Source organism: Neotabrizicola paludis, from assembly GCF_044142105.1.
Lineage (GTDB): Bacteria > Pseudomonadota > Alphaproteobacteria > Rhodobacterales > Rhodobacteraceae > Pseudogemmobacter.
In genome coordinates, this window is record NZ_JBGTYM010000007.1 from 114,143 (window position 1) to 140,646 (window position 26,504).

Here is a 26,504-nt window from a genome sequence, read left to right on the forward strand (position 1 = left end):
CTGCCTGACCCAAGCCCTTGAAATTGCTTGGGTCAGACCGATGTCCCGCCGTGGGACAATCAGGCGAAGCTGATCTCGTGCCGCATCGGCAGGCGGCGAATGCGCTGGCCGTTCAGGGCAAAGATCGCATTGGCCAGTGCCGGGGCGGCGGGCGGCGTGCCCGGTTCTCCCACGCCGCGGATCTTGCCGCCCTCGGCCAGAACCCTCACCTCGATGGGCGGGCATTGCGCCAGGCGCAGCGGCTCGTAATCCCAGAAATTCTGCTCGACCACAGCCCCGTCCTTGAAGGTGATTTCGCCATTGATCGCGGCGGACAAGCCATAGACCATTCCGCCGGACAATTGCGCCTCGATATTGCGCGGGTTCAGGGCGATGCCCACATCGGCGGCGATCCAGGCTCCGGTCAGGCGGATGCCCTGCGCCGTCTCCTCGACCTCGATCACCTCGGCCACCGGCACGCCGAAGGACAGGCTGAACGCCACGCCCTTGGCCCGGCCCGGCGCGCTGTTGCCCCAGCCCGACATCTCGGCCACGGCCTCCATCACCTTGATCGAGGGCGCGTGGTCCATCTGCCGCATCCGAAAGACCATTGGGTCCACCCCGGCCTGATGCGCCATCTCATCCAGGGCGCTGTCCAGGAAAAAGGCGTTCTGCGACGCCCCGACCGAGCGCCAGAAGCCGATCGGAACCCCTGCGGGCGCGCGATAGCCGCGGGCGCGGAAATTCGGCAGCGCATAGGGCTGCTCCCACGCCCCTTGCAGGATGGTGCTGTCCGGCCCCAAGGCGGGCAATCCGATCCGACCGAAGAACGAGGCCATCAGCGAACCGGCGGCGGTCTGGAAATCCAGCGCTTCGACCATGCCATCTTTCAGCTTTGCCTTGATCCGCCCGGCTGCCATTGGGCGCAGCATGTCATGGGTCATGTCCTCTTCGCGCGACCAGGTCAGAAGGACCGGCGTGCCCGGCATCTCTTTGGCGATGGCCGCGACTTGCCGGATCACGTCGATCTCGCCCCGCCGGCCGAAAGCGCCGCCCATCGGCAAGGTGTGGATATCGACCGCCGTTTCCTCCAGCTCCGCGACCTCGGCGGCATGACTGCGCGCCATCGTGGGGAATTGCGTCCCGGCCCAGACGCTCAGCTTGCCGTTTTCCAGCAGCGCCGCTGCGCCCTGGGGTTCCATAGGCGCATGGGCGAGATAGGGAACGACATAATCCGCCTCGAAATCGGCACCACCGGCGAGAGCGGTTTCCGCATCGCCATCGTCGCGGGGAGTCGATTCCAGCGCATCCTCGGTGAAAGAGGCGAGAAGCTGTTTCTCCATCTCTTCCGAAGTCGGCGCATGAACCGCCGGGCCCCATTGCGGCACCACCGCATCGGCAGCCTGAAACGCGGCCCAGGTCGTCTCGGCCACCACCGCAAAGGCGCCGGGCAGAGAGATGATCTTGATCACGCCCGGCAGTTTCTCGGCGGCGGTGGAATCGAGCGAGACCAGCCCCCCCTCTGGGGCCGGATTGGCGCGGACTGTCGCGAATTTCATGCCGGGCAGGCGCATGTCGATGGCATAGGCCTCGGTCCCGGTCGATTTGGCGACCATGTCGAGACGCGGCAGGTCGCGGCCCAGAAGTTTCCACTCAGCCTGTGGGCGCAGAGCGGGCGCGTCGGTCAGATCCAGCGCCGCCGCCTCGACCGCCAGCTCAGGATAGGGGATCCGCGTCCCATCGGCCGTGACGACCGCGCCGCCTTCGGTTTTCAGGGTCTCGGTGCCCACGCCCAGCCGCTGTGCCGCGGCCTGGACCAGCGCCTGGCGGGCAAGCGCGCCCGCCGCGCGCATCCGTTCAAAATGATCGGGCATCGAAGAAGAGCCGCCGGTCAGCTGCATGCCCATGAACTTGGCCGGAATGTCCATTGCCTCGCGCAGAGTCTCGGCCAACCAGGATTCGTCGGTCGGGCGGAAGGGTACGCCCTCGGCCATGGCCGCGCCGTTGTAATAGGCCTTGCCGGGCGGGCCATGCTGGACGCGGACCTGATCCCAGGCCAGGTCCATCTCCTCGGCCACCAGGGCGGCAAGGGTGGAATGCACCCCCTGCCCCATTTCGGCGCGCGGGGTGATGACGGTGACCCCGTCCTGGTCGATCAGCACATAGGGGTTGAGCGCGGCGAGCCCCTCGCCCGCGATCGGGTTGGGCAGGGGTTTGCGGTACTGATACCAGCCGAAGGCCACGCCCCCGGCGATGGCGGCGGAGCCGATCAGGAAGCTGCGGCGGGCGATGGTGCCAAGGCGCGACATGGATCAGACCTCCTTCAGCTTCTGGGCGGCAAGATGAACCGCCGCGCGGATGCGCGGATAGGTGCCGCAGCGGCAGAGATTGCCGTTCATCGCCTCGTCGATCTGATCATCGGAGGGCGCAGGCGTTTCCGCCAGCAGCGCTGCCGCCTGCATGATCTGGCCCGACTGGCAATAGCCGCATTGCGCGACCTGCAATTCCACCCAGGCGGCTTGCACGGCGTGAAGCGCCTGTGGCGTGCCCAGCCCCTCGATCGTGGTGACCTGCGCCCCCGCCACATCGCCCAGCGCCGTCTGGCAGGACCGCACGGCCTGCCCGTCGACCATCACCGTGCAGGCCCCGCAGGCCGCGACCCCGCAGCCATATTTCGTGCCGGTCAGGTTCAGCCCGTCGCGCAGCGCCCAGAGCAGCGGCATGTCATCGGGCAGGTTCAGGCTTTCTGGCTTGCCGTTCACGGTCAGCTGAATGGGCATCATCGCCTCCTTTTCACTCCTGACATTATGTGCACGAAATGTCATGACGTCAATTGACAAAATCGATGGAATTCGTCAGAACAACGGCATGTCCGCTGATCTTCCCGCCAATGACCGGATCGAGACGATCCTGGCCGCTGCCTTCCGCGCCTTTGCCGCCTATGGCTATCGCCGCACGACGATGGACGACATCGCCACGGCGGCGGGCCTGTCCCGCACGGCATTGTACCAGAATTTCCGCAACAAGGAGGACATCTTCCTCCAGCTGACCCATGACTACATGGCCGCCGCCGTCGCCGAGATGCGGGCGGTCTTCCGCCGCGACGGGCCGCCGGCCGAGGTGCTGGAAGCGGCCTTCGCGGCCAAGGGCGGCCGGTTCATGGAGATCGTCCTTGGCACGCCGCATGGGCGCGAGCTGATGGAGGCGGGCTTCGCCGTCGCCGGCGATCTGGCGCAGCAGGCCGAGGCGGAAATGCAGCTGATCGTGCAGGACTGGCTGCAGGGATTCGAGATCGACCCGGCGCTGGGCACGGCGGCGGATCTAGCGGCCATGGTGCAGACGGGGCTGAAGGGGCTGAAGGTCTCGGCCACGACGCTGCCGGACTATGAGGCCGGGCAGAGGACGCTCGCGCGGGTGATCGCGGCGGCGCTGGGCCCGCGCAAATCGGGCAAAGCTGTGAAAATCGGCTAAAAGCCAATCGGTTAAGGCCCTCTTCACCCCGGCCACGCCATTCTGCCGCCGGGTGTGAAGACGGGTGGTGGAATGGCAGGGCAGACGAATGCCGCGCCGGTCATCATCAAGCGGAAAAAGATTGTCGGCGGCGGCGGTCACCACGGCGGGGCCTGGAAGGTTGCCTATGCCGATTTCGTGACGGCCATGATGGCCTTTTTCCTCTTGATGTGGCTGTTGAATGCGACGACCGAAAAACAGCGCAAGGGGCTGTCGGATTATTTCAACCCCTCGATCCCGGTGAACCGGGTTTCGGGGGGTGGCGATGGCACGCTGGGCGGCGAGACCCTGTTCACCGAACAGACCAAGGTCCATAACGGCACGGGAGGCACCTCAAAGGATGCCGGGGCGTCGGACGGCCAGGTCTCGGATACGCTGCGCGACGAGGGCGAGGACCAAAAGCTTCAGGCGGTCGAGAAGGCGCTGTTCGACCGGGGCGGCGAAAGCCGCACCATGGAGCAATTGCTGCAGCATGTCGTGACGCGGGTGACCGATGAGGGGCTGGTGATCGAGCTTTTCGATTTGCCCGACGCGCCGCTGTTTACCGGCGACACGGCCTCGCCCGCGCCCGTCACCGTGGCGCTGGCCGCGATGCTGGTCGAAGTCATGAACCTGACGGCGAATGAGGTGGCGGTGAATGGCCATGTCCATACCTATCCGGTCACGCTGGCCAACAATCCGGTCTGGGACCTGTCGGCCGCGCGGGCGCAATCGGTGCGGATGCTGCTCGAGGCCGCGGGTTTGCAGACGGCGCGCCTTCAGCGCATCGGCGGTTTTGCCGACCGCAAGCCCGCCGTGGCCGACCCGGCCGCGATCCGCAACAACCGCATCGAGATCGTGCTCTTGCGCCGCGACAGATGAAGTCTGAAAAATCCAACCCGTTAGGAGGTTCTTAGGGCATCAGAGCCAGTCTGCGGCAAGGGTCTCAGCAGCAGAAAGGTGCGCAGGATGACCATTTCCTCGGCGCTTAGTGCGGGCGTCGCCGGGTTGAATGCGAACGCCACCCGGCTCGCCACGATTTCGGACAATATCGCCAATTCGGGCACTTATGGCTACAAACGCGCCATGGCCGATTTCTCCAGCATGGTCATCACCAATGCGCGGGGATCGGGCACCTACTCGGCTGGCGGCGTGCGGGCCACGGCGGGCCGCCTGATCGAGGAACATGGCGCATTGGTCGGTACCTCGCACCCGCTGGACATCGCGGTCTCGGGGCGTGGGATGCTGCCCGTCTTTCCAGAGGTGGCGCTGGGCAATTCGATCTCGGACACACCCTTGCGCATGACGACGACCGGATCGTTCCGAACCGATTCCAACGGCGTGCTGAAAACCGATACCGGCCTTGTTCTTCTGGGCTGGCCCGCCACTTCGGACGGGGTGATCCCGGTGCTGCCGCGCGACACCATCGCCGGGCTGGTGCCCGTGGTGATCAACACCAACCAGACCGCCGGCGATCCGACCACGTCGATGAACCTGGGCGTGAACCTGCCCGCGACCGAGACCGAGGCCGGGGCCGATGGCACGGCGCTGCCGCTTTCGGTCGAATATTTCGGCAATCTCGGCACGTCCGAGGCGCTGGACATCACCTTCACGCCCACGGTTCCGGGATCGGGCGCATCGAATGAATGGACGATGCAGATCTATGATTCCGCCAGTGGCGGCGCGCTGATCGGGGAATATGTCCTGACCTTCGATGACAGCCGCAGCGCGGGCGGCACGCTTGCCTCGGTGACCGAAGTCTCGGGCGGCGCCTATGATCCAGTGACCGGTACGCTGGATCTGGCCGTCTATGGCGGCCCTCTGAGCGTGGCGATCGGCAAGCTGGGCGATCCGAACGGGCTCACCCAGCTTTCCGACAGTTTCGCCCCGGTGTCGATCACCAAGAACGGCTCGCCCGTCGGCAATCTGACCACAGTCGAGGTGGATGAGAATGGCCTGATCACAGCGACCTATGACACCGGGTTTACCCGCGTCCTGTACCAGATCCCTCTGGTCGACGTGCCGAACCCCAACGGGCTTCTGTCGCTGAACGACCAGACCTATCAGGTCTCGCCGCAATCGGGGTCTTTCTTCCTCTGGGATGCGGGTTCGGGTCCGACCGGCTCGATCGAAGGCTATGCCCGCGAAGGATCGACCACCGATGTCGCGGCGGAACTGACCTCGCTGATCCAGACCCAGCGGGCCTATTCCTCGAACGCCAAGGTGATCCAGACCGTCGACGAGATGTTGCAGGAAACCACCAACATCAAACGCTAGAGGCTAGGCGATGAGCGTCACCTCCGCCCTGAATTCCGCGCTTTCGGGCATCACCGCGACCTCGCGCCAGGCCGAGGCGCTGTCCTCCAACGTCGCCAATGCCACGACGCCCGGCTATGCGCGGCGCTCGGTCTCGCTTTCGGCCCAAGCGATCGGCGGCAGCGGCCAGGGCGTCACGGTGAATGGCGTCACCCGCGACGCCGACCTCTTCCTGCTGAACGACCGCCGCGCCGCCGAGGCTAATGCCGTCGACCGCGGGGCAAGATCCGAGTTTCTGGCCCGGCTTGAGGACATTTTTGGCGATCCGCAGGATCAGGGCTCGCTGGGCGCACGGGTGAATCTGCTCGATTCCACCCTGCTCGAAGCCGCAAGCCACCCCGAATCCGAGGCGCGCCTTGCCGCTGTCGCCAATGCGGCGCGGTCGCTTGCCCAGGGGGTGAACCAGGCCAGCGATGCCATTCAGGCCGAGCGCCAGAAGGCCGACCGCGATATCGCCGCCGCAGTGAACACGCTGAACACGACGCTGCGGCAGGTGCGCGAACTGAACAGCCAGATCCGCAGCTTTTCCGGCGCGGGCAATGATATCTCGGCGCTGCTCGACCAGCGTCAGCAGTTGATCGACCGCATCGCCGGGATCGTGCCGCTGCGTGAATTGCCGCGTGACCACAATCAGGTGGCGCTGATCACCACCGGCGGCGCCGTGCTGCTGGATGGCAAGGAATCCGAATTTGGTTTCACCCCCGTCAGCACCATCGTGCCTGAGATGACCCAGGCCAGCGGCGGTCTGTCGGGCCTGACGATCAATGACAGGCCCATGGCCACCGCCGGAACGGCCAGCCTGATCCAGGGCGGCTCGCTGGCGGCGCTGTTCGCCGTGCGGGACGAGCTGGCGGTCGATGGCCAGGCCCGGCTGGATGCGATGGCGCTGGACCTGTATCAGCGCTTTGCCGATAGCGGCGTCGACCCGACGCTGACCACAGGCAACCCCGGCCTGTTCACCGATGGCGGCGGTGCCTATCTCGGGCCGGACGAAGTGGGCCTGTCGGGCCGACTTCAATTGAACGCCCTGGTCGATCCGCAACAGGGCGGCTCGGTCCTGCGTCTGCGCGACGGGCTGGAATCCGTGACCGTCGGCCCCACCGGCAATGCCACCATCCTGCTGGCGATGACCCGGGCGCTGAACGATCCGCGCCTGCCCGCTTCGGCGGCGATCACCGCCACGGCGCGGTCTGCGGCCGGTCGGGTCGAAGATGTCCTGTCTACCGTCTCGACAGCGCGGCTTTCCGCAGATGCCGAGACCGCCTTCACCAAGGCGCGCCACCTCGCGCTGACCGATCTTGAGGCCGCCAATGGCGTGGATATCGATGCTGAAATGCAAAGCCTGCTGGTGATCGAAAAGAACTATGCCGCCAATGCCAAGGTGATCCAGACGGTCGATGAGATGATCTCGACCCTGCTCGGGCTGTAACCCATGGATGGAATTCTCTCTTCCGGCTCTTTCCTGACCGCCGCGCTTGCCCGCCAGGGCGCCGGTTTGCGCGCCGATCTGCAACGCGCCTCGACCGAGATGACGACGGGGCAAAAGGCCGATGCCGGGGCCGCGCTGCGCGGCGACTTCTACGGGATAAGCGCGATTGATCATTCGCTGGCGCGGCTGCGCGGCTACAAGGCGACGACTTCGGAAACCGCGCTATTGGCCGACAGCATGCAGACCGCGCTGGGCGTGATCGCCGATGGCGCAACGACGGTTGGCGCCGATCTCTTGCGCAATACCGGGTTGAACCTGCCTGCACAGCTTGGCGCCATCGTCGGCGACGGCCGGCGCCATTTCGATACGGCGGTCGCGGCCTTGAACACGCGCTTCGCCGAACGCGCGGTCTTTGGCGGCGTGGTGGCGGAAACCTCTCCGCTGCCCGATGCCGAAACCATCCTGACCGCGCTGGACACGGCAACGGCGGGCGCAGTGACGGTTCAGGATGTGGTCGATGCCATCACCGGCTGGTTCGACGACCCGCTCGGCTATGGCGCGCTTTATTCCGGGGGCGCCGCCCGCCGCCCGCTGCCGGTCGCAGCAGGCGAGGAGGTGGCGCTGGACGCCACCGCCATGGATCCGGCCCTGCGCGACACGCTGAAGGGGCTGGCCATGGTCGCCATGCTGGATCGCGGCATTCTGGGCGGACAGGATCAGGCCCGGGCCGATCTGGCCAAGGCGGCGGGCGGGCAATTGTTGAGCTCGGGCGAGGCGCGGGCCACGTTGATGGCGCGCATCGGCACGGCGCAAAGCCAGATCGAGGATGCCACGGCGCGCAACGGGGCAGAAGAAACCGCCTTGGGTATTGCACGGGCCAATATGCTGGCAGCCGACCCCTATGACACCGCGGCGCGGCTGAAAGACATCGAGAGCCGGCTCGATTCGCTTTATGTGCTGACCGCGCGGCTCTCGCGCCTGTCGCTGACCGAGTATCTGCGGTGATCCGGCTGGTCCTGCTTTTCCTGTGCCTGGCGCTTCCTGCCATGGCCGAACCGATCCGGCTGAAGGATCTGGTCGAGGTCGATGGCGTGCGCGGCAATGATCTGGTGGGCTATGGTCTGGTCGTCGGGCTGAACGGCACGGGCGACGGCTTGCGCAACGCGCCCTTCACCGAAGAGATCATGACCAACATGCTGGAACGCCTGGGGGTCAACATCACGGGCGAGGATTACCGCCCCAAGAACGTCGCTGCGGTGTTTGTGACTGCATCCTTGCCGCCGTTTTCCCGCGCCGGATCGCGGATCGATATCACCGTCTCGGCCATTGGCGACGCGACCAGCCTTCTGGGCGGGACGCTGGTGATGACGCCTCTGAACGGGGCGGACGGGCAGATTTATGCGGTCGCCCAGGGCACGATCATCGCGGGCGGCATTTCGGCCCAGGGTCAGGCAGCGCGCGTGGTGCAGGGTGTGCCGACGGCGGGCACCATTCCGTCGGGCGCGCGGGTGGAACGCGAGGTGCCCTTTGATTTCAGCGGTGTCACCACGCTGCGGCTGGCGCTGAAGACCGCCGATTTCACCACCGCCGCACGGATCGAGGCGGTGATCAACGCGGAATTCGGCGCGCGGGTCGCGGCGATGGAGGATGCGGGAACGGTGACGCTGACCCTGGGCCGGACCGGGCTAAACCCGGCCCATGCCATCGCCCGGATCGAAAACCTGCTGGTCGAGCCGGAAACCAAGGCGACGGTTGTCGTCGACCAGCGCTCGGGCACGATCGTGATGGGCGCCGATGTGCGGATCAGCCGGGTCGCCGTGGCGCAGGGCAATCTGACCCTGCGGGTCGAGGAGGCGCCTCTCGTGGTGCAGCCCAATCCCTTTGCCGAAGGCGAGACGGTGGTTGTCCCGCGCAGTTCGGCCTCGATCAGCAAGGACGGCACCGGTCTGGCCCTTGTGCCGGGGGGCACCAACCTTTCGGAAGTGGTGGCCGGGCTGAATGCGCTGGGCGTGGCGCCGAATGATATGATCGACATCCTGAAAAGCATCAACGCCGCCGGGGCCTTGCACGCGGAATTCGTGATCCAGTAGCGGTGCGGGCTGCGCGCCAGTTGCGAGAGGTTCCAACCCCGCGCCGAACCCGTTAGACCTGCTTCGGGGCGCCACGAACGGGCCCGGATGTCAGGAGTTGCGCAATGACCGGGATGCCGCTGTCGCAGGCCTTCCGCGAAGCCTTTCGCTGCCACCCCGCCGGGGTCGCGGTGATCACGGCCGATGCCGGGCTGGGCCCGGTGGCGATGACAGTGTCCTCGCTGATCTCGGTCAGCGCCGAGCCGCCCATGGTGGCCTTTTCGCTTTCGGCGCGCTCCAGCTCGACCTCGGCAGTGCTGGCGGCAGAGACCATCGTAATCCACCTGCTGCGCTATGCCGATCTGCCGTTGGCCCGGTTGGGCGCCATGTCTGGTGCAGATCGCTTTGGTCCCGATATCGCCTGGGAGCGGCTGCCCAACGGGGCGCCGCGCTATACAAGCGTTGCAACCTGGTTTCTGGCCCGCGTCGCCGGAACTCTGATCGTCCCCGGCGCGACGGTGGTGACGGCAGAGCTGTTGGATGGCACGGCGGCCACCCTTGCCGGCGCGCCCGAGCTGGAATCGCTGATCTATCTGGACCGCCGCTGGCACCGGCTTCGGGAAAGCGCCGATGGCACCACAAGCCTGACGCCGCTGGATGCCGAGAACCGCGACGTGTTTCGCTGAAACACCCATTCAGAGGTCGACCATGACGACAGAGATCGACGCCATCGACCGCCGCATCCTGGCCGAATTGCAGCGCGAGGGCCGGCTGACCCATCAGGAATTGAGTGAACGGGTCGGGCTGTCGCCCACGCCCTGCGCCCGCCGCCTGCGCAGGCTTGAGGAAATGGGCTATATCAGCGGCTATGCCGCGCTGATCGATGAGGCGCGGATGGGCTTTGGCTTTACCGTCTTCGTCTCGGTCCAGCTGGATCGCCAGGTCGACGACCGGCTGGTCAGCTTTGAAGCCGCCATCGCGCAATTCCCTGAAGTGGTGGATTGCTGGCTGATGACCGGAAACCGCGACTACATGCTGCGCATAGCGGTCTCGGGTCTGGCGGAGTATGAGCAGTTCCTGACCGGGAGGCTGACCAAGGTGCCGGGCGTGGCATCCCTGGAAAGCTCGATCCCGATCCGCCGCGTCAAGGGGCGCCAGTCGCGGCTGATCTAGGCCCACACCGTCGCAATCGGCCGCCCGGCCGTAAGCGCCAGAGCGCGTTCGGCGATGGCGCGGCGGTCGATGCCGAAATGGCGGTACAGATCGCCGATCGTGCCGGTCTGGCCGAAATGCTCGACGCCCAGCGGCAGGGTGCGGTGGCCCGCAACGCCGCCCAGCCAGGACAGCGTGGCGGGATGGCCGTCGATCACCGTGACCAGATGGCAATCGCGCGGCAGAGGCTGCAACAGCCGTTCAACCTGCGACAGTGCCGACATGTTTCCGCGCGCCCGGGCGCGCTGGGCGGCGTTCCAGCCGGCATGAAGCCGGTCAGCCGAGGTCACGGCCAGTACGCCCACATCGCGGCGCGCTTCGGCGATGGCGCCAGCGGCGGCGATGGCCTCTGGCGCGACGACGCCCTGATAAGCGATCACCACATCGCAATTCGGCCCCGGCGGGCGCAGCCAATAGGCGCCGTCAACCGCGCCGCGGCGGAAGGCATCGTCATGGCGGCGGCCGGGCTGTTCCAGCGGGTTGGTCGACAGGCGCAGATAGACCGAACCGCCAGTCTCGTCGCGCAGCCAGGTGCGCTCATCTGGGTCGCCCTCGCCATCGCGCTGAAGGTAATCGAACGCCCATTCCATGATGACGGCAAGCTCGTCGACGAAACCCGGTTCAAAGGCCGCCAACCCGTCTTGCGCCATGCCGATCAGCGGCGTGGAGATCGACTGATGTGCCCCGCCTTCCGGCGCCAGCGTCACGCCTGACGGCGTGCCCGCGATCAGGAAGCGCGCATCCTGATAGCAGGCATAGTTCAGTGCATCGAGACCACGGCAGACGAACGGATCATAGACCGTGCCGACCGGGATCAGCCTTTTGCCGAACAGCGAATGCGACAGGCCCGCCGCGCCCAGAAGCAGGAAGAGGTTCATCTCGGCGATGCCCAGTTCGATATGCTGGCCGGAAGGCGCGGCATCCCATTTCGCGGTCGAGGCGATCTTTCTTTCCCGGAACGTGTCGCTGCGGGCGGCACGGGCAAACAGGCCACGGCGGTTGACCCAGGGGCCAAGCCCGGTCGTGCCTGTCACATCGGGCGAGGTGGTGACGATACGCTGGGCCAGGCTGCTGTCGCCGCGGGCCAGATCGTCCAGGATCTTGCCAAAGGCCATCTGGGTGGAAATCTCGCGTTCGGACGAGATCGCGATGGCCGGAACGGGCAGGGCCGCGTCATGCAGACGGCGGGGGCCAGCTGCGAAGAAGGGCACTTGGCGCAGGAAGGATTGGAGCGCCTTGGCGTCCTGGACGGCGGCGAAGGGTTCCCACTCCTCGCCCGCCGCCACGCCCATCCGCGTCTGCCAGTCGGCCATCTGCGCCTTGGTCATCAGGCCGCCATGGTTGTCCTTGTGACCGGCGATCGGCGTTCCCCAGCCCTTGACGGTATAGGCGAGGAAACAGGTCGGGCGGTCATGATCGACGGCGGCGAAGGCGTCGGCCAGGGTTTCCACACAATTGCCGCCCAGGTTCTCCATCAGAGCGGCCAGTTCGTCATCGTTGCGCCGGTCGATCAGCGCCGAGACATCGCCCTGATCGCCCAGATCCTCGGTCAGCCGCGCGCGCCAGACCGCGCCACCCTGGAAGGTGAGCGCAGAGTAAAGCTCGTTCGGGCAACGGTCGATCCAGTCGCGCAAATTTTCGCCGCCCGGTTCGGCAAAGGCGGAGCGCTGCAAAACGCCGTGCTTGAGGCGCACCACATCCCAGCCGAAGGCGGTGAACAGGCCTTCGATCCGGCTCCACAGCCCTTCATGGACCACGCCGTCCAGGGATTGGCGATTGTAATCCACCACCCACCAGCAATTGCGCAAATCGTGTTTCCAGCCTTCCTGCAGGCATTCGTGGATATTGCCCTCGTCCAGCTCGGCATCGCCCATCAGCGCGATCATCCGGCCCTGCGGCGCGTCGCGACCCCAGTCCTTGGCGCGGACATAATCCTGGATCAGGCTGGCGAATGCGGTGACCGCGACACCCAGACCCACGGAACCAGTCGAGAAATCGACATCATCGCCGTCCTTGGTGCGCGAGGGATAGCTTTGCACCCCGCCATAGCCGCGGAAGTTCTGCATCTTCTCGCGGCTGACATTGCCGTAAAGGTAATGCATGGCATGGAAGACGGGAGAGGCATGTGGCTTGACCGCCACCCGGTCTTCGGGGCGCAGGGCCGAGAAATAGAGCGCGGTCAGGATCGAGACCATCGAAGCGGACGAGGCCTGATGCCCACCGATCTTGATTCCATCCACCTTGGGCCGAATGTGATTGGCATTGTGGATCATCCAATGCGACAGCCACAGAAGCCGCTGTTCGACGATCTTGAGTTGCGCCGCCTGATCCGCCGATATCCCTGTCATTCCGTCCTCCTGACTCGCGGAAAGACTAGCAGATCAAAGGCATGGGTTTCGGGCAAAGATCGACGACCGAAGCCGTTCCGTTGAAGGAATTCAGCAAGAAACCTTCATGCTTCGCGTGATTCAACCAACGATCGTCGTCGCGTCGTCAGATGCTGTACTGTCACACGACCAACCTAGGCGGCGGTGCCCTGCGCCAAAGCCCCAAGGAAGGTTGTCTTCGAACTGTGATACAGCGCCACCAGCCGGTCCAGGTCGACCGGATCGGGCAGGCCGGCGGCGGCGCGTTTCTCGCCCTCCTGGCACAGGTCGGCAAAGGCGGTCAGTCCAAGGTTCAGCGCCGACCCTTTCAGGAAATGCAGGCGGGATTCCATCTGATCCGGCCCGAGCCCGCGAATTGTGGAAATGACCTCATCGGTCTCATCCAGGAAGACTGAGACCACATCTGCCAGATCCTCGGGCCCAATTTCATCACGCAGCTCGTTGAGCCGCTCCCAATCGATCATCACACCCTCCGCCTTGCGGCATCGCACCCGGGGCCAAAATTCCACCGTCGCCTTAACAATCGGTAAGCCCGGCTTGGCCGGTCCCGGCCAATTTTACGCTTCACCTCGCCTTAAGGGGGCTGGTGCATTGATCTTGCAGGTTGAACCAGGTGACGGGCTGTGCAGGGCGCTGCGAGAGTGAAACATTCCACCGAAACGCAGGGCATCGTGGCGCAAGCCGCCCGTGTTCTGGTCGTCGATGACAGCCGCGCCCAGCGCCAGCTTCTGGCCGTCTATCTGCGCCGTTGGGGCTATGAGGTGCTGCAAAGTGCCTCGGGCGAAGAGGCGCTGGGCCTTTGCGCACGGGAACGCGTGGACATCATCCTGAGCGACTGGATGATGACGGGTATGACCGGGGTAGAGTTTTGCAAGCAATTCCGTGCCTTGCCCCGTTCGGCCTATGGCTATTTCATCCTTCTGACCTCGAAATCCGAAAAGGCCGAAATCGCCGACGGCCTTGAAGCCGGGGCCGATGATTTCGTGCCCAAGCCGGTCAGCAGCGATGAGTTGCGCGCCAGATTGCGCGCGGGGATGCGGATCCTCTCGATGCAGGCCGAACTGGTCGAAAAGAACCGTGTCGTCGCGCAGACGCTGGACGAATTGCAACGACTCTACGATTCGCTCGACCGCGATCTGATCGAGGCGCGCAAACTTCAGCAGACGCTCGTCCGCGAACGACATCGAAGCTATGGCCGCGCCGAGGTTTCCCTGATGATTCGCGCCTCGGGTCATGTCGGTGGCGATCTGGTCGGCAGCTTCCAGATCGATGCGCATCGTGTGGCGGTCTATTCCGTCGACGTCTCGGGCCATGGTGTCGCCTCGGCGATGATGACGGCGCGGCTGGCCAGCTATCTGTCGGGCGCGTCGCCTGACCAGAACATGGCATTCAAGCTTATGCCCGATGGCAGCCGGGCGGTGCGCACCCCGGCCGAGTTGATGGTCGCCTTCAACCGCCTCATGCTCGAGGAAATTCAGGTCGAGCAGTATTTCACCATGGCCTATGCCGAGGTCGATCTGCGCGATGGCACGGTCCGTCTGGCGCAGGCGGGGCACCCGCATCCGGTGATCCTGCGCCGGGAGGGCGGAATTGAGCGCGCGGGCCGTGGCGGTCTGCCGGTCGGGCTGATCCCCGGCGCGGAATATGAGGGCTCCACGCTGAAACTCTGCCCCGGCGACCGGCTGTTCCTGATGTCAGATGGCATCACCGAATGTCCCGGCGAAGGCGGCTTTGACCTGGGCGAGGACGGTCTGGCGCGGATGCTGGCCCGCTTGCGCGATCTGGACAGCGCCGCGCTGCTTGAGGCGCTGGTGTGGGATCTTGCCGATTTCGCTGGAAATGACCGCTTTCCCGACGATGTCTCGGGGATCGTGATTGATTATCGCGGCTGAAGCGCCTGCAACAGCATGGCGCGGTCGCCATCATTTCCCAGCAGATCCAGCGCTGCCTCGGCCTGCAACCACAACGCGGTATGGCCCGGCTCTGTCGGCGGGCCCAGACGGCGGACCGGGCGGGCGAGGTAGACGGCGCAGAGCTTTTCTGCCCAGAGATCGTATTCCGGCATATAGGTGAAGCGGCGGAAGGCGCCCAGGCGCCGGTCGATCGCCACCCGCCAGCCGGTTTCTTCATAGATCTCGCGATGCAGCGCCGCGATCGGATGTTCGCCCTTGTCGATCCCGCCGCCGGGAAGCTGAAACTCGGGCACCGGTTCCATCTGGTGAGTGGCCAGAATGCTGTCGCCTTGAAGGATCACGGCATAGACGCCGGGGCGGCGGCGATAGCGCTGTCCGGGGCGGACGGGTTCGCCGAAACGGCGGATCATGGGTCGCCTCTTGGTCAGGGCGCGGGATGCGCCTATATAGGCCCCCAATTGCCAGACACGGCACCGTTAGGAAACCCCCTCATGGCCATCGGAACCCAACTCGCCTGGGACGACACTGTCCTGCCTTTTCAGCTTGATGCCTCGGGCATCCGGGGTCGTGTTGCACGGCTGGACGGAGTGCTGGATCAGGTGTTGAAACAACACGCCTACCCGCCCGCGATCGAGGCGCTGGTGGCCGAGACGGCGCTTCTGACCGCGCTGATCGGTCAGACGATCAAGCTGCGCTGGAAACTGTCGCTGCAAATCCGCGGCAATGGCCCTGCGCGTCTGATCGCGACCGATTACTATGGTCCGCAGGCCGATGGCGAACCCGCCCGCATCCGCGCCTATGCCAGTTTCGATGCCGACCGGCTGGCGGCCGACACCAAAGATCCGTTCAGCCAGATCGGCCAGGGTTATTTCGCGGTCATGCTGGATCAGGGCGAAGGCATGCAGCCCTATCAGGGCTTTACCCCCATTGCCGGCGGCAGCCTTTCCGCCTGCGCCGAGACGTATTTCGCCCAGTCGGAACAGTTGCCGACCCGTTTCTCGCTGGCCTATGGCCGTTCGACCGAGCCGGGTCGGCCCGAGCATTGGCGCGCGGGCGGCATCATGTTGCAGCACATGCCGCAGCATGGCGGCGTCGCCGCCGAGGGCGGCAGCGGCGACGGGGGGCTTTTGACCCATGCCGATATCCTGTCGGGCGCGGCATCGGATGACTGGAACCGCGTCAATCTTCTGCTGGATACAGTGGAAGAGATCGAGATGATCGGGCCGTCGGTGGCGCCGACCGAATTGCTGGTCCGGCTGTTCCATGAGGATGAGCCGCGGGTCTTCGAGGCCCAGCCGGTGCGCTTTGGCTGTTCCTGCTCGGAAGACAAGGTGCGCAACACCATGTCGATCTACAGCCAGAAGGACATCGCGACGATGACGACGCCCGACGGCATCGTCACCGCCGACTGCCAGTTCTGCGGCGCGCATTACGAGATGGACCCGGCAACGCTGGGCTTCGAGGCCAAGAATGGTTGAACTTGCCCTGCTGCGAAGCGCATGCGCGCTCGCTTCGGGCGACTCGTCGGATTTCGACCTGAATCCGGCGATCCAATTGCCGCCGGGCCGCAAGCTGCGCCCGGCGGCCGTTCTTCTGGCCTATGAGCCGGGCAAGGGTGTCTGGCTGACCAAGCGGTCCTCGCATCTGAAGCATCATCCCGGCCAGATCGCCTTCCCGGGCGGCAAGCTGGATCCGACGGATGCCAGCCTCGCGGCCGCCGCCCTGCGCGAGGCGCAGGAAGAGATCGGCCTGCCGACCGAGAATGTGCATATCCTTGGCACATTGCCCGCGCATGAAACGGTGACTGGTTTTCTGGTGACACCCCTTGTCGGCCACATCCACCGGCCCTTCACCGCGCGCCCCGAGGCGGGCGAGGTGGAGGAGGTCTTCGCGGTGCCGCTGTCCCATCTCATCGATCCGGACAATTTTAGCATCCAGTCGCGGCGCTGGCAGGGCCAGATGCGGCGCTATTATACCGTTCCCTGGGGCCCCTATTACATCTGGGGTGCGACGGCCCGCATCCTATACAGCCTTGCCGCAAAGGCGCCCGTGGCATGAAAGTCAAAGGCGCTTGGATCAACGAGGCCGGCAGCCAGGCATTGTGCCGCCTTCTGGAAGGCGCGGGCCACCAGGCGCTGTTTGTGGGCGGCTGTGTGCGCAATGCGCTACTGGATGCGCCGGTCGCCGATGTCGATATCGCCACGGATGCAAGGCCGGAAACCGTGTCTGATCTGGCTCGGAAGGCGGGTTTCAAGGTCATACCCACGGGCATAGAGCATGGCACGGTGACGGTCGTGGCCCACGGCCATCCCTATGAGGTCACCACCTTCCGCCGCGATGAGGAAACCGATGGTCGACGGGCTGTCGTGGCCTTTTCCGACCGGATCGAGGAAGATGCCGCCCGGCGCGATTTCACCATGAACGCGCTTTATGCCCGTGCCGACGGCAGCGTGATCGACCCGCTGGGCGGCCTGCCCGATCTTCTTGCCCGCCGTCTGCGCTTTGTCGGGGAAGCCGAGGCCCGCATTCGCGAAGATTACTTGCGCATCCTGCGCTTCTTCCGCTTTCACGCCTGGTATGGCGATCCCGAGGAGGGGCTTGATCCCCAGGGACTTGCCGCCTGCGCCGGGCTTGCCGCCGGAATCGATACCCTTTCGCGCGAAAGGACCGGTGCCGAGATGCGCAAGCTCCTGTCTGCCCCCGACCCCGCGCCCGCCGTTGCCGCCATGTCGGCTGCGGGCGTTCTGGCGCGGATCCTGCCCGGGGCCGACGCTCGCGCCTTGCCGGTTCTGGTCCATCTGGAAGAAGGCCGGGCGCCGGATGCGACGCGCCGTCTTGCCGCTCTGGGCGGCGAAGACGCCGCAGAGCGCCTGCGCCTGTCGAATGCCGAAGCGCGCGACCTTGCGGCGCTGCGCGACAGCCTTGGCGAAGACGAGTCGCCCGCCGCGCTGGCCTGGCGGCATGGCGCGTCTCGTGGTGCCGATGCCGTTCTTCTGCGCGCCGCCCTGACCGGCACGCCGCCCGGCCCCGGCTGGCAGGATGAGGTGGCGCGCGGCGCGGCGGCGACATTCCCGGTTTCTGCCGCCGACCTGATGCCAGCATTGCAGGGCCCTGCTTTGGGCGCGCGGCTTAGGGCGCTTGAGAAGCTGTGGCTTCACAGTGGTCTACGCATCGGCAAGGAAGAGCTCCTGAAGAATTCTGGGGCGTGACAAGCCGCCGCAGATCGGCTAGGTACGACGAATATCGAAGGAGAAGCGCAGCATGGAAATCAGGATCCCGCCCCGTCTCAATTGACCGGACCGATCCTGTTGGCGGTTCGCTCAGACCCGCCTCTTTCCAAAATTGCTGTCGTCTTAGCTCGTCAGGAGCCCTTCCGATGTTCCGCTTCTTCGAAAATCTCGTCGACCCTTACATGGCCTATCCGCGCACGGATGCACCGCCGCGCAAAATGTGGCCCTTCCTGCGCGAATATGTGCAGCCGTTCCGTAAGGTCTTTGTCGCGACGGGCACCCTGTCGATCATCAATGGTGTGCTGGATGTCGGCCTGATCTGGTATCTGGGCCGGTTGATCGACCAGATGGCCGGAGCGACGCCGCAGCAATTCCTGTCCGATCACGCGATCGAACTGGCCGTGGTGGCCTTTGTCGTCCTTGCCATACGGCCCCTGGTGGCGGGCGGGGCGGTGGCGCTGCTGCACAACACGATCCTGACGAATTTCGGCACAATGATGCGCTGGCGCGCGCACAGCCATGTACTGCGCCAGCCTGTCGGCTGGTTCGAATCCGATTTCGCCGGGCGCATCGCCAACCGCATCATGCAGGCGCCGCCCGCGGCGGGCGAGGCGGTGTTCCAAGTCTTCGACATGGCGGTCTTCGCCGCCACCACCTTCCTTGGCGCGGCGATGATGCTGGCCGGGGCAGATACCCGCCTGCTGATTCCGCTTTTCGCCTGGCTTTTCGGCTATCTTGCCTTGATGCGCTGGACGATCCGCCGCGCCGGCCCCGCCGCGACGGCCAGTTCCGACGCACGCTCCGCTGTGACGGGGCGGGTCGTCGACAGCTATACGAACATTCATTCCGTCAAGCTTTTTGCGCATCAGGACCAGGAGCTTGCCTATGCGCGCGAGGCGATCGAGGCGTCGCGCCAGACCTTCCAGCAGGAAATGCGTATCGTCACGGTGATGGACATGGTCCTGACCGCGATCAACGGGCTGATGATCCTGGGCGTCTCGGGCTGGGCGCTGATCCTGTGGTATCAGGGCACGGCCAGCGTGGGGGTCGTGGCGACGGCGGTTGCGCTGGTGCTGCGGCTCAATAGCATGACCTACTGGATCATGTGGGCCTCGACCAACCTTGTGCAGAACCTTGGCACGCTGGCCGAGGGGATGGAGACGATCACCCAGCCGATCTCGCTGGTCGACGCCCCCGTTGCCGAGCCGCTGCGCCTGACCGATGGCCGGATCGAATTGCAGAAGGTCAGCCACCACTACGGCCGCGGTTTTGGCGGCTTGCAGGATGTCAGCCTGACCGTAAGACCGGGCGAGAAGATCGGCGTCGTCGGTCGCTCGGGTGCGGGCAAGTCCACGCTCGTCAAGCTGATGCTGCGCTTCTACGATTGCGAAAGCGGCCGGATCCTGATCGACGGGCAGGACATCGCCCAGGTCACGCAGGACAGCCTGCGGGCGCAGGTCGGCATGGTGCAGCAGGACAGCTCGCTTCTGCACCGCTCGGTCCGCGACAACTTGCTCTATGGCCGCCCCGGCGCCAGTGAAGAAGAAGTGATCGCTGCGGCGAAGCGGGCCGAGGCGCATGACTTCATCCTGACGCTGGAAGACCCGCAGGGCCGCAAGGGCTATGATGCCCATGTCGGCGAGCGCGGTGTGAAACTGTCGGGCGGACAGCGGCAGCGCGTTGCGATTGCGCGGGTCATCCTGAAGGATGCGCCGATCCTCATCCTGGACGAAGCGACAAGCGCTTTGGACAGCGAGGCCGAGGCCGCGATCCAGCAGGCTCTCTATGGCGTGATGCAGGGCAAGACGGTGATTGCCATTGCCCACCGCCTGTCTACGATTGCGGCAATGGACCGGATCGTCGTTCTTGAGGAGGGCCGCGTGGTGGAAGATGGCCCGCATACCGAGCTTTTGGCCAAAGGCGGTCTTTATGCCCGCTTCTGGGCGCGGCAATCGGGTGGTTTCATCGGTCTGGACGCAGATCTGGAGGGGGAGGCGGCGGAGTGAGCCTGGTCCAACGTCTGGGCGACACGATTGACGCCTTCCGCCCAGCCGATGGCCCGCCGCCGCAGAAGCTGGGCGCCTTCATGCGCTGGTGCCTGCGCGGCTCCTGGCCGATGCTCGGGGTTGCGGGGGCACTGTCGGCCCTGGCTGGCGCGACCGAGGTGATCTCGGCCCTGATCCTGGGCTGGGTGGTCGATGCGGCGGTCAGCGGACCGACCACCGGCTTTTTCGCCGCGCATTGGGACCTGATCCTGTGGTTCCTCGTCTTCTACATGGTGCTGCGGCCGCTGTCCTTTGGCCTGTCCTCGGCCTCGAACAGCATTGTCGTCGGCCCGAATGTCATGCCGCTGGTCCTGTCGCGGCTGCATCGCTGGACGCTGGGCCAGGCCGTAACCTTCTTTGACAACGATTTCGCCGGCCGCATCGCGCAGAAACAGATGCAGGCGGCCCGTGCCGTTACCGACACCGCGACCGAAGTCATCAACACCGTCTTCTTCGCGCTGGCCTCAGTTATCGGATCGATCATTTTCCTGATCGCGGTCGACATGCGCATCGCATTGGCGCTGATGGTCTGGCTGGTCGCCTATATCTTGCTGATCCGTTTCTTCATGCCGCGCATTCGGGTGAACTCGGCCGCCCGCGCCGCCAGCCGGGCCATGGTCTCGGGGCAGGTCGTCGACACGATCACCAACATCAAGACGGTCAAGCTGTTTGCCCATGCCGCTTTTGAAGACCGCGTTGCCCTTCAGGCGATGGAAGTTTTCCGCGAAACCTCGCTGGAATTCGGCGTGATCTCGACCTGGTTCCGCCTGTCGCTGATGACGCTGGCGGGGGTTCTGCCGGTCCTGCTGATCGGCGGCAGCCTGTGGATGTGGCAGCAGGGCGTGGCCTCCGCGGGCGATATCGCGGCCGCGGGGGCGGTGGCGATGCGGATCGCGCAGATGTCGGGTTGGGTCAGTTTCACGCTGATGGGCATCTACACCTCGGTCGGCGAGGTCGAGGACGGGATGCGCACGCTGTCAATCCCGCATGCGCTGGCCGACGCGCCTGATGCACAGGATCTGCCGCGCATCAAGGGCGAGATCCGTTTTGATCATGTGACCTTCGCTTATGGCCGCCAGCGCGGCGGCGTGCAGAATATCGACCTGACCATCGCGGCGGGCGAAAAGATCGGCATCGTCGGCGCGTCGGGGGCGGGAAAATCCACCCTCGTCGCGCTGCTGCTGCGGCTTTACGATCCTGAAGAGGGTGCGGTTCTGGTGGAAGGCCGGGATTTGCGCAAGCTCACGCAGGAAAGCCTGCGCCGCCAGATCGGCATGGTCACGCAGGAAACCGCGATGTTCAACCGCTCGGCGCGCGACAATATTGCCTATGGCCGCCCCGATGCCACCGAAGGCGAGATCATTGCGGCGACCGAGGCCGCCGAGGCGCTGGGCTTTGTGCATGACCTGATCGATCACAAGGGCCGCAAGGGGTTCGAGGCCTTTCTGGGCGAGCGTGGGGTCAAGCTTTCGGGTGGCCAGCGCCAGCGTGTGGCCCTGGCCCGCGCCTTCCTGAAGGATGCGCCGATCCTTGTTCTGGACGAGGCGACCTCGGCCCTGGATTCCGAGGTTGAAGCCAGCATCCAAGAGGCGCTGGAGCGGGTGATGGTCGGAAAGACCGTGCTCGCCATCGCGCACCGCCTGTCGACCATCGCCGCCATGGACCGCATCGTGGTGATGGATCAGGGCCGCATCGTCGAACAGGGCTCGCATGAGCAGCTTCTGGCGAAAAATGGTCTCTATGCACGCTATTGGCATCGACAGTCCGGTGGATTCTTGGGCACGGATGACGAAGAATCCGAGGCTGCCGAGTGAAAATCACCGTCGAAAGGCTGGGCCATCTGGGCGATGGCATCGCGCGGGGCGAGGCAGGGCCGATCTATGCCCCCGGCCTTCTGCCCGGCGAAGAGGCTGAAGGGCGGCTGGACGGCGACACCCTGGCCGATATCCGCATCCTGACCCCCAGCCCCAACCGGGTCCGCCCGCCCTGTCCGCATGCAAAGACCTGTGGCGGTTGCCAGTTGCAGCATGCGGCCGATCCTTTCGTGGCTGATTTCAAGCAGGGCGTCGTGCGGCAGGCGCTGGCGCAACAGGGCCTAGAGGCGCTCTTCCTTGGCCCGGTCGTCACGTCGCCATCCAGGTCGCGCCGCCGTGCCACCCTGTCGGGCCGCAGGACCAAGCGCGGCGCTCTTCTGGGCTTCCACGCCCGGGGCCGCGACATGATCGTCGGGGTGCCGAACTGTCAGCTTCTGCAGCCCGACCTGATGGCAACCCTCCCCGCGCTTGAGGCTCTGGTCGTCTTTGGCGGCTCACGCAGCACCGAACAGGCGCTGACCGTGACCCGCAGCCTGACCGGCCCGGATGTGGCGGTCACGGGCGGCAAACCGCTGGATGCGATGCAGAAGATGGAGCTGGCGCGTCTGGCAGACCAGCACGGCCTGGCCCGGCTAAGCTGGGAGGGCGAGGTCGTCGCCCAAAGTGCCGAACCGCAAGTCGCGCTTGGCCCGGCCCGCGCCAGCCTTCCCCCCGGTGCGTTTCTTCAGGCGACAGAAGCGGGCGAGGCCGCGCTGGTTTCTTTGGTAAAGCAAGCGCTCGGGCCGCAGAAACGGGTGGCTGATCTGTTCTGCGGCCTTGGCACCTTCAGCCTGCCTCTGGCCGCTGACGCCGAAGTGCTGGCCTGCGAAGGCGATGCCGCCCTGACCGGCGCGCTGGACCGTGCCGCGCGCGCCACGCCCGGGCTGCGCCGGATCACGGTCGAAACCCGGGATCTCTTCCGTCGCCCGCTGGAAGCCGAAGAGTTGAAGGGTCTGACCGGCGTCGCGATCGACCCGCCCCGCGCCGGCACCGAGGCCCAGGCCGAACGGCTGGCCGTCAGCGCGGTTCCCGTGATCGCCATGGTCAGTTGCAACCCGGTCACCTTCGCTCGCGACGCCCGCATCCTGACCGCGGGCGGTTACCGGCTGGATTGGGTGCAGGTCGTCGACCAGTTCCGCTGGTCGGTCCATGTCGAACTGGTCGCGCGTTTCACGAAGCCGTGAGACGCCGGCAGTGCCCCGCCGCTGGCGAGACAACCCAAAATCCGCTAAGGCAGTTTCAAAAGACGACAGGCAATTCTGCGGGCGGGCCGGACATGCGGGCGATACGGATTCTTCTTTTGTTGGTTGCGGTTGTGGGTCTTTCGGCCTGCAGTTCCAAGTTCCGCACCTATAACGGACCCGAGGTCACCGCGATCCAGGTGCAGAAGGCCAATCGCAAGATGTATCTGCTGCACAATGACAAGGTGCTGAAGGATTACGACATCGCGTTGGGCTTTGCCCCTGTCGGCCACAAGGAGTTCGAGGGCGATGGCAAGACGCCCGAAGGCAGCTACAAGATCGGCTACAAGAATCCGAACTCGCGCTATCACCTGTCGCTGAACATCGACTATCCGAATGAAAGCGATACGGCCTATGCCTCATCCATGGGCAAGACGCCGGGTGGCGACATCATGATCCATGGCGGCCCGACCACCAAGATCCGCCAGCGCGACTGGACCGCCGGTTGCATCTCGGTGACCGACAAGCAGATGGAAGTGATCTACTCCATGGTCAAGCCGGGCACGCCGATCGTGATCCTGCCATAAGACGGAAGGAAAACCGGCGCCTCACGCGCCGGTCACGGCTGTCCACCAGATCTTGCCGCTCGGCTCCTGATACCAGGCAAGGCCCAGCAGCCGCGCCGACGGATCCATGATGATTCCGCGCGTGTCATCCTGCGCCATCCAGGCCGACAGCGTCTCAAGCTCGGTCTGGTAGGTTTCCGAGATCAGCTCGCCCACCAGTTTGCCCGTAAAGCCCACGCGCTGCACGCGCGTCAGCGGCGATGAGCCGTCCGAGCCGAAATGCCACGGCCGGTTCTGCACCGACATGTCGCGAGAATGCGTCTCGGCGGCTGCATTGAGCTGGGCGTTGAAGCTGAGGGGGGCCAGAGCCTTGGCGCCGCGCAGCGAGTTGACGGAATCAAGGAAGCGATAGGGAATTTCCTGCGCCACGGCGGGGGTAATCTTATAGACCTGCGGCAGGGGCTGGCCATCGGGGCCAACAAGCACCTTGTCACCGCCGGATACGCAGCCGGCCAGGCCCATGGCGGGCAGAACGATAAGGAACTCGCGTCTGTTCATGCGTCTCACCGGTTTCTTGGGCCCGGATGCGGGCCATTCCGCCCTCCTTTACCCAATGCGGGCGGTACAGGCAAACCCCTGCCCACATCGCGTCTGCGTGATCCTGCGCAAGCACAGGCCGGTGATTTGCGGTTTGCTGTGGAAAGGCGTAGGTTGCCGCCGAAAAATATCCCTATTCCGCAATTGCCCCCTTCCCAGCAGGAGACTGAAATGACCGCCGACCGGCCTTCCCGCCGCGTTCTTCTTGGTTCTGCCGCCGCCGCTCTGGCGGTTTCGGCCCTTCCCGCCGTGGCTCAGGACGCCACGCCGGTTGCCGCCTCTCCGATCCGCAACAACATCTCCAGCTTCCGAATGCTGGACTGGCAGGGCTATTTCGACAACACTCGCAACGGTGCGATCCTGGTCGACACTGTCTCGCGCGCGCTGCATTTCTGGTCCGAGGATCAGTCGATCTATCGCCTCTATCCAACCTCGGTGCCGCTCTCCGAGGAACTGACCCGCCGCGGTCGTACCGAAGTGGTGCAGAAGGTCGTCAACCCGCCATGGCGCCCGACTCCTTCGATGAAGGAACGCAATCCCGAATGGCCCGACGTGGTCGAGGGCGGCGCGCCGGACAATCCACTTGGAACCCGCGCATTGTATCTGAGCTGGACCTATTACCGCATCCACGGCACGCATGACACGCGCAAGATCGGCCGAAAATCTTCCAACGGCTGCATCGGCTTGTACAATGAGCACATCGAAGAACTGTTTGGCATGGCCAAAGTTGGCACGCAGGTGTTGCTAATTTGACGACAGGCTTGCCAAGCTGTGGCTAAGGGCGTGCCTGCAATTGCATTTCTGCGGGCGTGCTGCTTAAGACTGGACTCACGAGGAACAGATCGATGCGCCCTGTCGCCTCTGCAACCCAGACAGGACGCAATAACTGGAGGTTATCATGAAGAAACTCGCGCTCGCTGCCGCGCTCTCGGTCGCCGCTTCCACCGCTTTCGCTGGTGGCATGGCCGAGCCGGTGATGGAACCGGAAGTCGTCAAGGCTGCGACCTCGTCGTCGTCGGCCGGCATCCTGGTGCCGCTCCTGCTGCTCGTGATCGTTGCCGCCGTGGCTTCGAACTAAGTTCGAGTAGAACTTCGGAAAGGGCGGCAGCTTCGGCTGCCGTCCTTTTCATTTCCGGGCCGGCCCTTCAGCGCAGCCAGCCCGCCAGATTTTCTTCGATCACCGTGACCAGCGCTTCGACATGGGCGGGCGTGTCATTCAGGCAGGGAATATAGGTGAACTCTTCGCCCCCGGCATGGGTGAAGCTCTCACGGATCTCGCCGTTGACCTCTTCCAGCGTCTCGATGCAATCGGCCGAAAAGGCCGGGGCGATCACCGCGATCCGCTTGTGGCCCTGTCTCGCCAGCGCAGCCACGTGCTCCACCGTATAGGGCCGCAGCCACTCCTCGGGCCCGAAGACCGACTGGAAGGTCGTGTCGATCATCTCGGGCGCCCAGCCGAGTCTTTCGCGCAACAGCCGCGTGGTCTTTTGGCACTGGCAGTGATAGGGGTCGCCTTGCATCAGATACCGCTTGGGCATGCCGTGATAGCTGGCAATCAGCTTTTCCGGCTTCACCTCCGCCGCTTCCCAGGCTTGTTCCACCGATTGCGCCAGCGCCTCGATGTAAAGCGGGTGGTCGAAATATTCCGGCACCGTGCGCGCGGCGGGTTGACGCTTCTCCTCCATCAGCGCGCGGAAGAACTGGTCATTCGCGGTGGCCGATGTCGCACCGGCATAATGCGGATATAGCGGGAAAAAGACGATCTTCTCGCAGCCCGCCGCGACCATTGCCTTCACCTTGCTGGCGGTCGAGGGGTTGCCGTAGCGCATACAGAAATCGACCATCAGCTTGTCGCCGTGCCGGGCCTTCAGCGCGGCCGCGATGGCCGCCGTCTGCGCCTTGGTGATCGTCATCAATGGGCTTTCATTCTCCGCCTCGTTCCAGATCAGCTTGTAATTGGCGCCCGAGGTGAAGGGCCGCTTGGCCAGGATCACCGTCTGCAACAGCGGCTGCCATTTCCAGGACGGATAGTCGATCACCCGCTTGTCCGACAGGAACTCGGAAAGATAGCGCCGCATCGACCAGTAATCATGGCCGTCGGGCGTGCCCAGATTGGCCAGCAGAACGCCGATCTTCGCCCGCTTGACGGGCGGATGGTCTGCCGGGGCATGGGCCAGGCGTCCGACCCCGGGCATATCGCTGTCGCTCATCGCGTCTCTCCTTGCTCTTGCCCCAGAT

Annotated in this window: 25 protein-coding genes; 18 read left to right on the top strand and 7 right to left on the bottom strand. The window is 65.1% G+C overall.

Annotated elements, in window-relative coordinates:
• Window positions 1-59: 59 nt before the first annotated feature.
• Window positions 60-2,288, bottom strand: a complete 2,229-nt coding sequence (locus tag ACED67_RS15220) for a xanthine dehydrogenase family protein molybdopterin-binding subunit (protein ID WP_395542565.1) — start codon at window positions 2,286-2,288, stop codon at window positions 60-62.
• A gap of 3 nt (window positions 2,289-2,291) precedes the next feature.
• Entirely contained in the window at window positions 2,292-2,759 is a 468-nt protein-coding gene (locus ACED67_RS15225) for a (2Fe-2S)-binding protein (protein WP_395542566.1), read from the bottom strand.
• An 88-nt stretch (window positions 2,760-2,847) separates the two neighbouring features.
• On the opposite strand from ACED67_RS15225, the gene ACED67_RS15230 reads away from it, so the two are divergent.
• The 8 genes from ACED67_RS15230 (at window position 2,848) to ACED67_RS15265 (ending at window position 10,455) form a co-directional block, all read left to right on the top strand.
• A complete protein-coding gene (locus ACED67_RS15230; protein ID WP_395542567.1) occupies window positions 2,848-3,450 on the top strand; it encodes a TetR/AcrR family transcriptional regulator in 603 nt (200 codons plus the stop codon).
• A gap of 72 nt (window positions 3,451-3,522) precedes the next feature.
• Window positions 3,523-4,350, top strand: coding sequence for a flagellar motor protein MotB (locus tag ACED67_RS15235; protein ID WP_395542568.1), 828 nt, complete (start codon window positions 3,523-3,525; stop codon window positions 4,348-4,350).
• 87 nt (window positions 4,351-4,437) lie between these two features.
• Window positions 4,438-5,745, top strand: a complete 1,308-nt coding sequence (locus tag ACED67_RS15240; RefSeq protein WP_395542569.1) for a flagellar hook protein FlgE — start codon at window positions 4,438-4,440, stop codon at window positions 5,743-5,745.
• Window positions 5,746-5,755: 10 nt separating this feature from the next.
• The gene (gene flgK, locus ACED67_RS15245) at window positions 5,756-7,213 is read left to right on the top strand and encodes a flagellar hook-associated protein FlgK (protein WP_395542570.1); all 1,458 of its coding nucleotides are present in this window, start codon (window positions 5,756-5,758) and stop codon (window positions 7,211-7,213) included.
• Between the two features lie 3 nt (window positions 7,214-7,216).
• Window positions 7,217-8,218, top strand: coding sequence for a flagellin family protein (locus tag ACED67_RS15250; protein ID WP_395542571.1), 1,002 nt, complete (start codon window positions 7,217-7,219; stop codon window positions 8,216-8,218).
• A 41-nt stretch (window positions 8,219-8,259) separates the two neighbouring features.
• Window positions 8,260-9,303 (top strand): flagellar basal body P-ring protein FlgI, encoded by a 1,044-nt coding sequence (locus ACED67_RS15255; protein WP_395542690.1) that lies wholly within the window; start codon window positions 8,260-8,262, stop codon window positions 9,301-9,303.
• Between the two features lie 104 nt (window positions 9,304-9,407).
• Window positions 9,408-9,968, top strand: coding sequence for a flavin reductase family protein (locus tag ACED67_RS15260; RefSeq protein WP_395542572.1), 561 nt, complete (start codon window positions 9,408-9,410; stop codon window positions 9,966-9,968).
• A gap of 22 nt (window positions 9,969-9,990) precedes the next feature.
• Window positions 9,991-10,455, top strand: a complete 465-nt coding sequence (locus ACED67_RS15265) for an Lrp/AsnC family transcriptional regulator (RefSeq protein ID WP_395542573.1) — start codon at window positions 9,991-9,993, stop codon at window positions 10,453-10,455.
• Here the strand turns inward: ACED67_RS15265 and ACED67_RS15270 are convergent.
• Window positions 10,452-12,842 (bottom strand): thiamine pyrophosphate-binding protein, encoded by a 2,391-nt coding sequence (locus ACED67_RS15270; RefSeq protein WP_395542574.1) that lies wholly within the window; start codon window positions 12,840-12,842, stop codon window positions 10,452-10,454. The two genes, ACED67_RS15265 and ACED67_RS15270, sit on opposite strands and share 4 nt — an antisense overlap.
• 173 nt (window positions 12,843-13,015) lie before the next feature.
• A complete protein-coding gene (locus ACED67_RS15275) occupies window positions 13,016-13,345 on the bottom strand; it encodes an Hpt domain-containing protein (protein ID WP_395542575.1) in 330 nt (109 codons plus the stop codon).
• A 177-nt stretch (window positions 13,346-13,522) separates the two neighbouring features.
• On the opposite strand from ACED67_RS15275, the gene ACED67_RS15280 reads away from it, so the two are divergent.
• Complete coding sequence (locus ACED67_RS15280; protein WP_395542576.1) at window positions 13,523-14,773, top strand: PP2C family protein-serine/threonine phosphatase; 1,251 nt, start codon at window positions 13,523-13,525, stop codon at window positions 14,771-14,773.
• On the opposite strand, the gene ACED67_RS15285 is transcribed toward ACED67_RS15280, so the two are convergent.
• Window positions 14,761-15,204, bottom strand: coding sequence for an NUDIX hydrolase (locus ACED67_RS15285; protein WP_395542577.1), 444 nt, complete (start codon window positions 15,202-15,204; stop codon window positions 14,761-14,763). The genes ACED67_RS15280 and ACED67_RS15285 overlap by 13 nt on opposite strands.
• Before the next feature lie 81 nt (window positions 15,205-15,285).
• Between ACED67_RS15285 and hslO the strand changes: the two genes are divergently transcribed.
• From hslO to ACED67_RS15320, 7 genes are all read left to right on the top strand, one after another.
• Window positions 15,286-16,272, top strand: coding sequence for an Hsp33 family molecular chaperone HslO (gene hslO / locus ACED67_RS15290; RefSeq protein ID WP_395542578.1), 987 nt, complete (start codon window positions 15,286-15,288; stop codon window positions 16,270-16,272).
• Complete coding sequence (locus tag ACED67_RS15295) at window positions 16,265-16,852, top strand: CoA pyrophosphatase (RefSeq protein ID WP_395542579.1); 588 nt, start codon at window positions 16,265-16,267, stop codon at window positions 16,850-16,852. Before hslO ends, ACED67_RS15295 begins: the two co-directional genes overlap by 8 nt.
• Complete coding sequence (locus tag ACED67_RS15300; RefSeq protein WP_395542580.1) at window positions 16,849-18,003, top strand: CCA tRNA nucleotidyltransferase; 1,155 nt, start codon at window positions 16,849-16,851, stop codon at window positions 18,001-18,003. Before ACED67_RS15295 ends, ACED67_RS15300 begins: the two co-directional genes overlap by 4 nt.
• A gap of 167 nt (window positions 18,004-18,170) precedes the next feature.
• Window positions 18,171-20,030 carry an ABC transporter ATP-binding protein gene (locus ACED67_RS15305; RefSeq protein WP_395542581.1) on the top strand — a complete coding sequence of 620 codons (1,860 nt, stop codon included), beginning with the start codon at window positions 18,171-18,173 and terminating at the stop codon, window positions 20,028-20,030.
• Entirely contained in the window at window positions 20,027-21,883 is a 1,857-nt protein-coding gene (locus ACED67_RS15310) for an ABC transporter ATP-binding protein (RefSeq protein ID WP_395542582.1), read from the top strand. The genes ACED67_RS15305 and ACED67_RS15310 overlap by 4 nt, the downstream gene beginning before the upstream one ends.
• Entirely contained in the window at window positions 21,880-23,106 is a 1,227-nt protein-coding gene (locus ACED67_RS15315) for a class I SAM-dependent RNA methyltransferase (RefSeq protein ID WP_395542583.1), read from the top strand. Before ACED67_RS15310 ends, ACED67_RS15315 begins: the two co-directional genes overlap by 4 nt.
• A 92-nt stretch (window positions 23,107-23,198) precedes the next feature.
• Window positions 23,199-23,690 (top strand): L,D-transpeptidase family protein, encoded by a 492-nt coding sequence (locus tag ACED67_RS15320; protein WP_395542584.1) that lies wholly within the window; start codon window positions 23,199-23,201, stop codon window positions 23,688-23,690.
• A gap of 21 nt (window positions 23,691-23,711) precedes the next feature.
• On the opposite strand, the gene dalA is transcribed toward ACED67_RS15320, so the two are convergent.
• Window positions 23,712-24,227, bottom strand: a complete 516-nt coding sequence (gene dalA / locus ACED67_RS15325) for a divisome-associated lipoprotein DalA (protein ID WP_508436223.1) — start codon at window positions 24,225-24,227, stop codon at window positions 23,712-23,714.
• A gap of 210 nt (window positions 24,228-24,437) precedes the next feature.
• On the opposite strand from dalA, the gene ACED67_RS15330 reads away from it, so the two are divergent.
• Both ACED67_RS15330 and ACED67_RS15335 read left to right on the top strand, forming a co-directional pair.
• Complete coding sequence (locus ACED67_RS15330; protein WP_395542585.1) at window positions 24,438-25,019, top strand: L,D-transpeptidase; 582 nt, start codon at window positions 24,438-24,440, stop codon at window positions 25,017-25,019.
• Between the two features lie 145 nt (window positions 25,020-25,164).
• Entirely contained in the window at window positions 25,165-25,344 is a 180-nt protein-coding gene (locus tag ACED67_RS15335; protein ID WP_225027926.1) for a hypothetical protein, read from the top strand.
• A gap of 67 nt (window positions 25,345-25,411) precedes the next feature.
• Here the strand turns inward: ACED67_RS15335 and hemH are convergent, their stop codons facing one another.
• Window positions 25,412-26,476 carry a ferrochelatase gene (hemH, locus tag ACED67_RS15340; RefSeq protein ID WP_395542586.1) on the bottom strand — a complete coding sequence of 355 codons (1,065 nt, stop codon included), beginning with the start codon at window positions 26,474-26,476 and terminating at the stop codon, window positions 25,412-25,414.
• Window positions 26,477-26,504 lie beyond the last annotated feature (28 nt).

Excerpts from the sequence above, each read along its gene's own strand:
- ACED67_RS15220 (WP_395542565.1), bottom strand. The coding sequence starts at position 2,288 with ATGTCGCGCCTTGGCACCATCGCCCGCCGCAGCTTCCTGATCGGCTCC.
- ACED67_RS15225 (WP_395542566.1), bottom strand. The coding sequence starts at position 2,759 with ATGCCCATTCAGCTGACCGTGAACGGCAAGCCAGAAAGCCTGAACCTG.
- ACED67_RS15230 (WP_395542567.1), top strand. The coding sequence starts at position 2,848 with ATGTCCGCTGATCTTCCCGCCAATGACCGGATCGAGACGATCCTGGCC.
- ACED67_RS15235 (WP_395542568.1), top strand. The coding sequence starts at position 3,523 with ATGGCAGGGCAGACGAATGCCGCGCCGGTCATCATCAAGCGGAAAAAG.
- ACED67_RS15240 (WP_395542569.1), top strand. The coding sequence starts at position 4,438 with ATGACCATTTCCTCGGCGCTTAGTGCGGGCGTCGCCGGGTTGAATGCG.
- flgK (WP_395542570.1), top strand. The coding sequence starts at position 5,756 with ATGAGCGTCACCTCCGCCCTGAATTCCGCGCTTTCGGGCATCACCGCG.
- ACED67_RS15250 (WP_395542571.1), top strand. The coding sequence starts at position 7,217 with ATGGATGGAATTCTCTCTTCCGGCTCTTTCCTGACCGCCGCGCTTGCC.
- ACED67_RS15255 (WP_395542690.1), top strand. The coding sequence starts at position 8,260 with ATGGCCGAACCGATCCGGCTGAAGGATCTGGTCGAGGTCGATGGCGTG.
- ACED67_RS15260 (WP_395542572.1), top strand. The coding sequence starts at position 9,408 with ATGACCGGGATGCCGCTGTCGCAGGCCTTCCGCGAAGCCTTTCGCTGC.
- ACED67_RS15265 (WP_395542573.1), top strand. The coding sequence starts at position 9,991 with ATGACGACAGAGATCGACGCCATCGACCGCCGCATCCTGGCCGAATTG.
- ACED67_RS15270 (WP_395542574.1), bottom strand. The coding sequence starts at position 12,842 with ATGACAGGGATATCGGCGGATCAGGCGGCGCAACTCAAGATCGTCGAA.
- ACED67_RS15275 (WP_395542575.1), bottom strand. The coding sequence starts at position 13,345 with ATGATCGATTGGGAGCGGCTCAACGAGCTGCGTGATGAAATTGGGCCC.
- ACED67_RS15285 (WP_395542577.1), bottom strand. The coding sequence starts at position 15,204 with ATGATCCGCCGTTTCGGCGAACCCGTCCGCCCCGGACAGCGCTATCGC.
- hslO (WP_395542578.1), top strand. The coding sequence starts at position 15,286 with ATGGCCATCGGAACCCAACTCGCCTGGGACGACACTGTCCTGCCTTTT.
- ACED67_RS15295 (WP_395542579.1), top strand. The coding sequence starts at position 16,265 with ATGGTTGAACTTGCCCTGCTGCGAAGCGCATGCGCGCTCGCTTCGGGC.
- ACED67_RS15300 (WP_395542580.1), top strand. The coding sequence starts at position 16,849 with ATGAAAGTCAAAGGCGCTTGGATCAACGAGGCCGGCAGCCAGGCATTG.
- ACED67_RS15305 (WP_395542581.1), top strand. The coding sequence starts at position 18,171 with ATGTTCCGCTTCTTCGAAAATCTCGTCGACCCTTACATGGCCTATCCG.
- ACED67_RS15320 (WP_395542584.1), top strand. The coding sequence starts at position 23,199 with ATGCGGGCGATACGGATTCTTCTTTTGTTGGTTGCGGTTGTGGGTCTT.
- dalA (WP_508436223.1), bottom strand. The coding sequence starts at position 24,227 with ATGAACAGACGCGAGTTCCTTATCGTTCTGCCCGCCATGGGCCTGGCC.
- ACED67_RS15330 (WP_395542585.1), top strand. The coding sequence starts at position 24,438 with ATGACCGCCGACCGGCCTTCCCGCCGCGTTCTTCTTGGTTCTGCCGCC.
- ACED67_RS15335 (WP_225027926.1), top strand. The coding sequence starts at position 25,165 with ATGAAGAAACTCGCGCTCGCTGCCGCGCTCTCGGTCGCCGCTTCCACC.
- hemH (WP_395542586.1), bottom strand. The coding sequence starts at position 26,476 with ATGAGCGACAGCGATATGCCCGGGGTCGGACGCCTGGCCCATGCCCCG.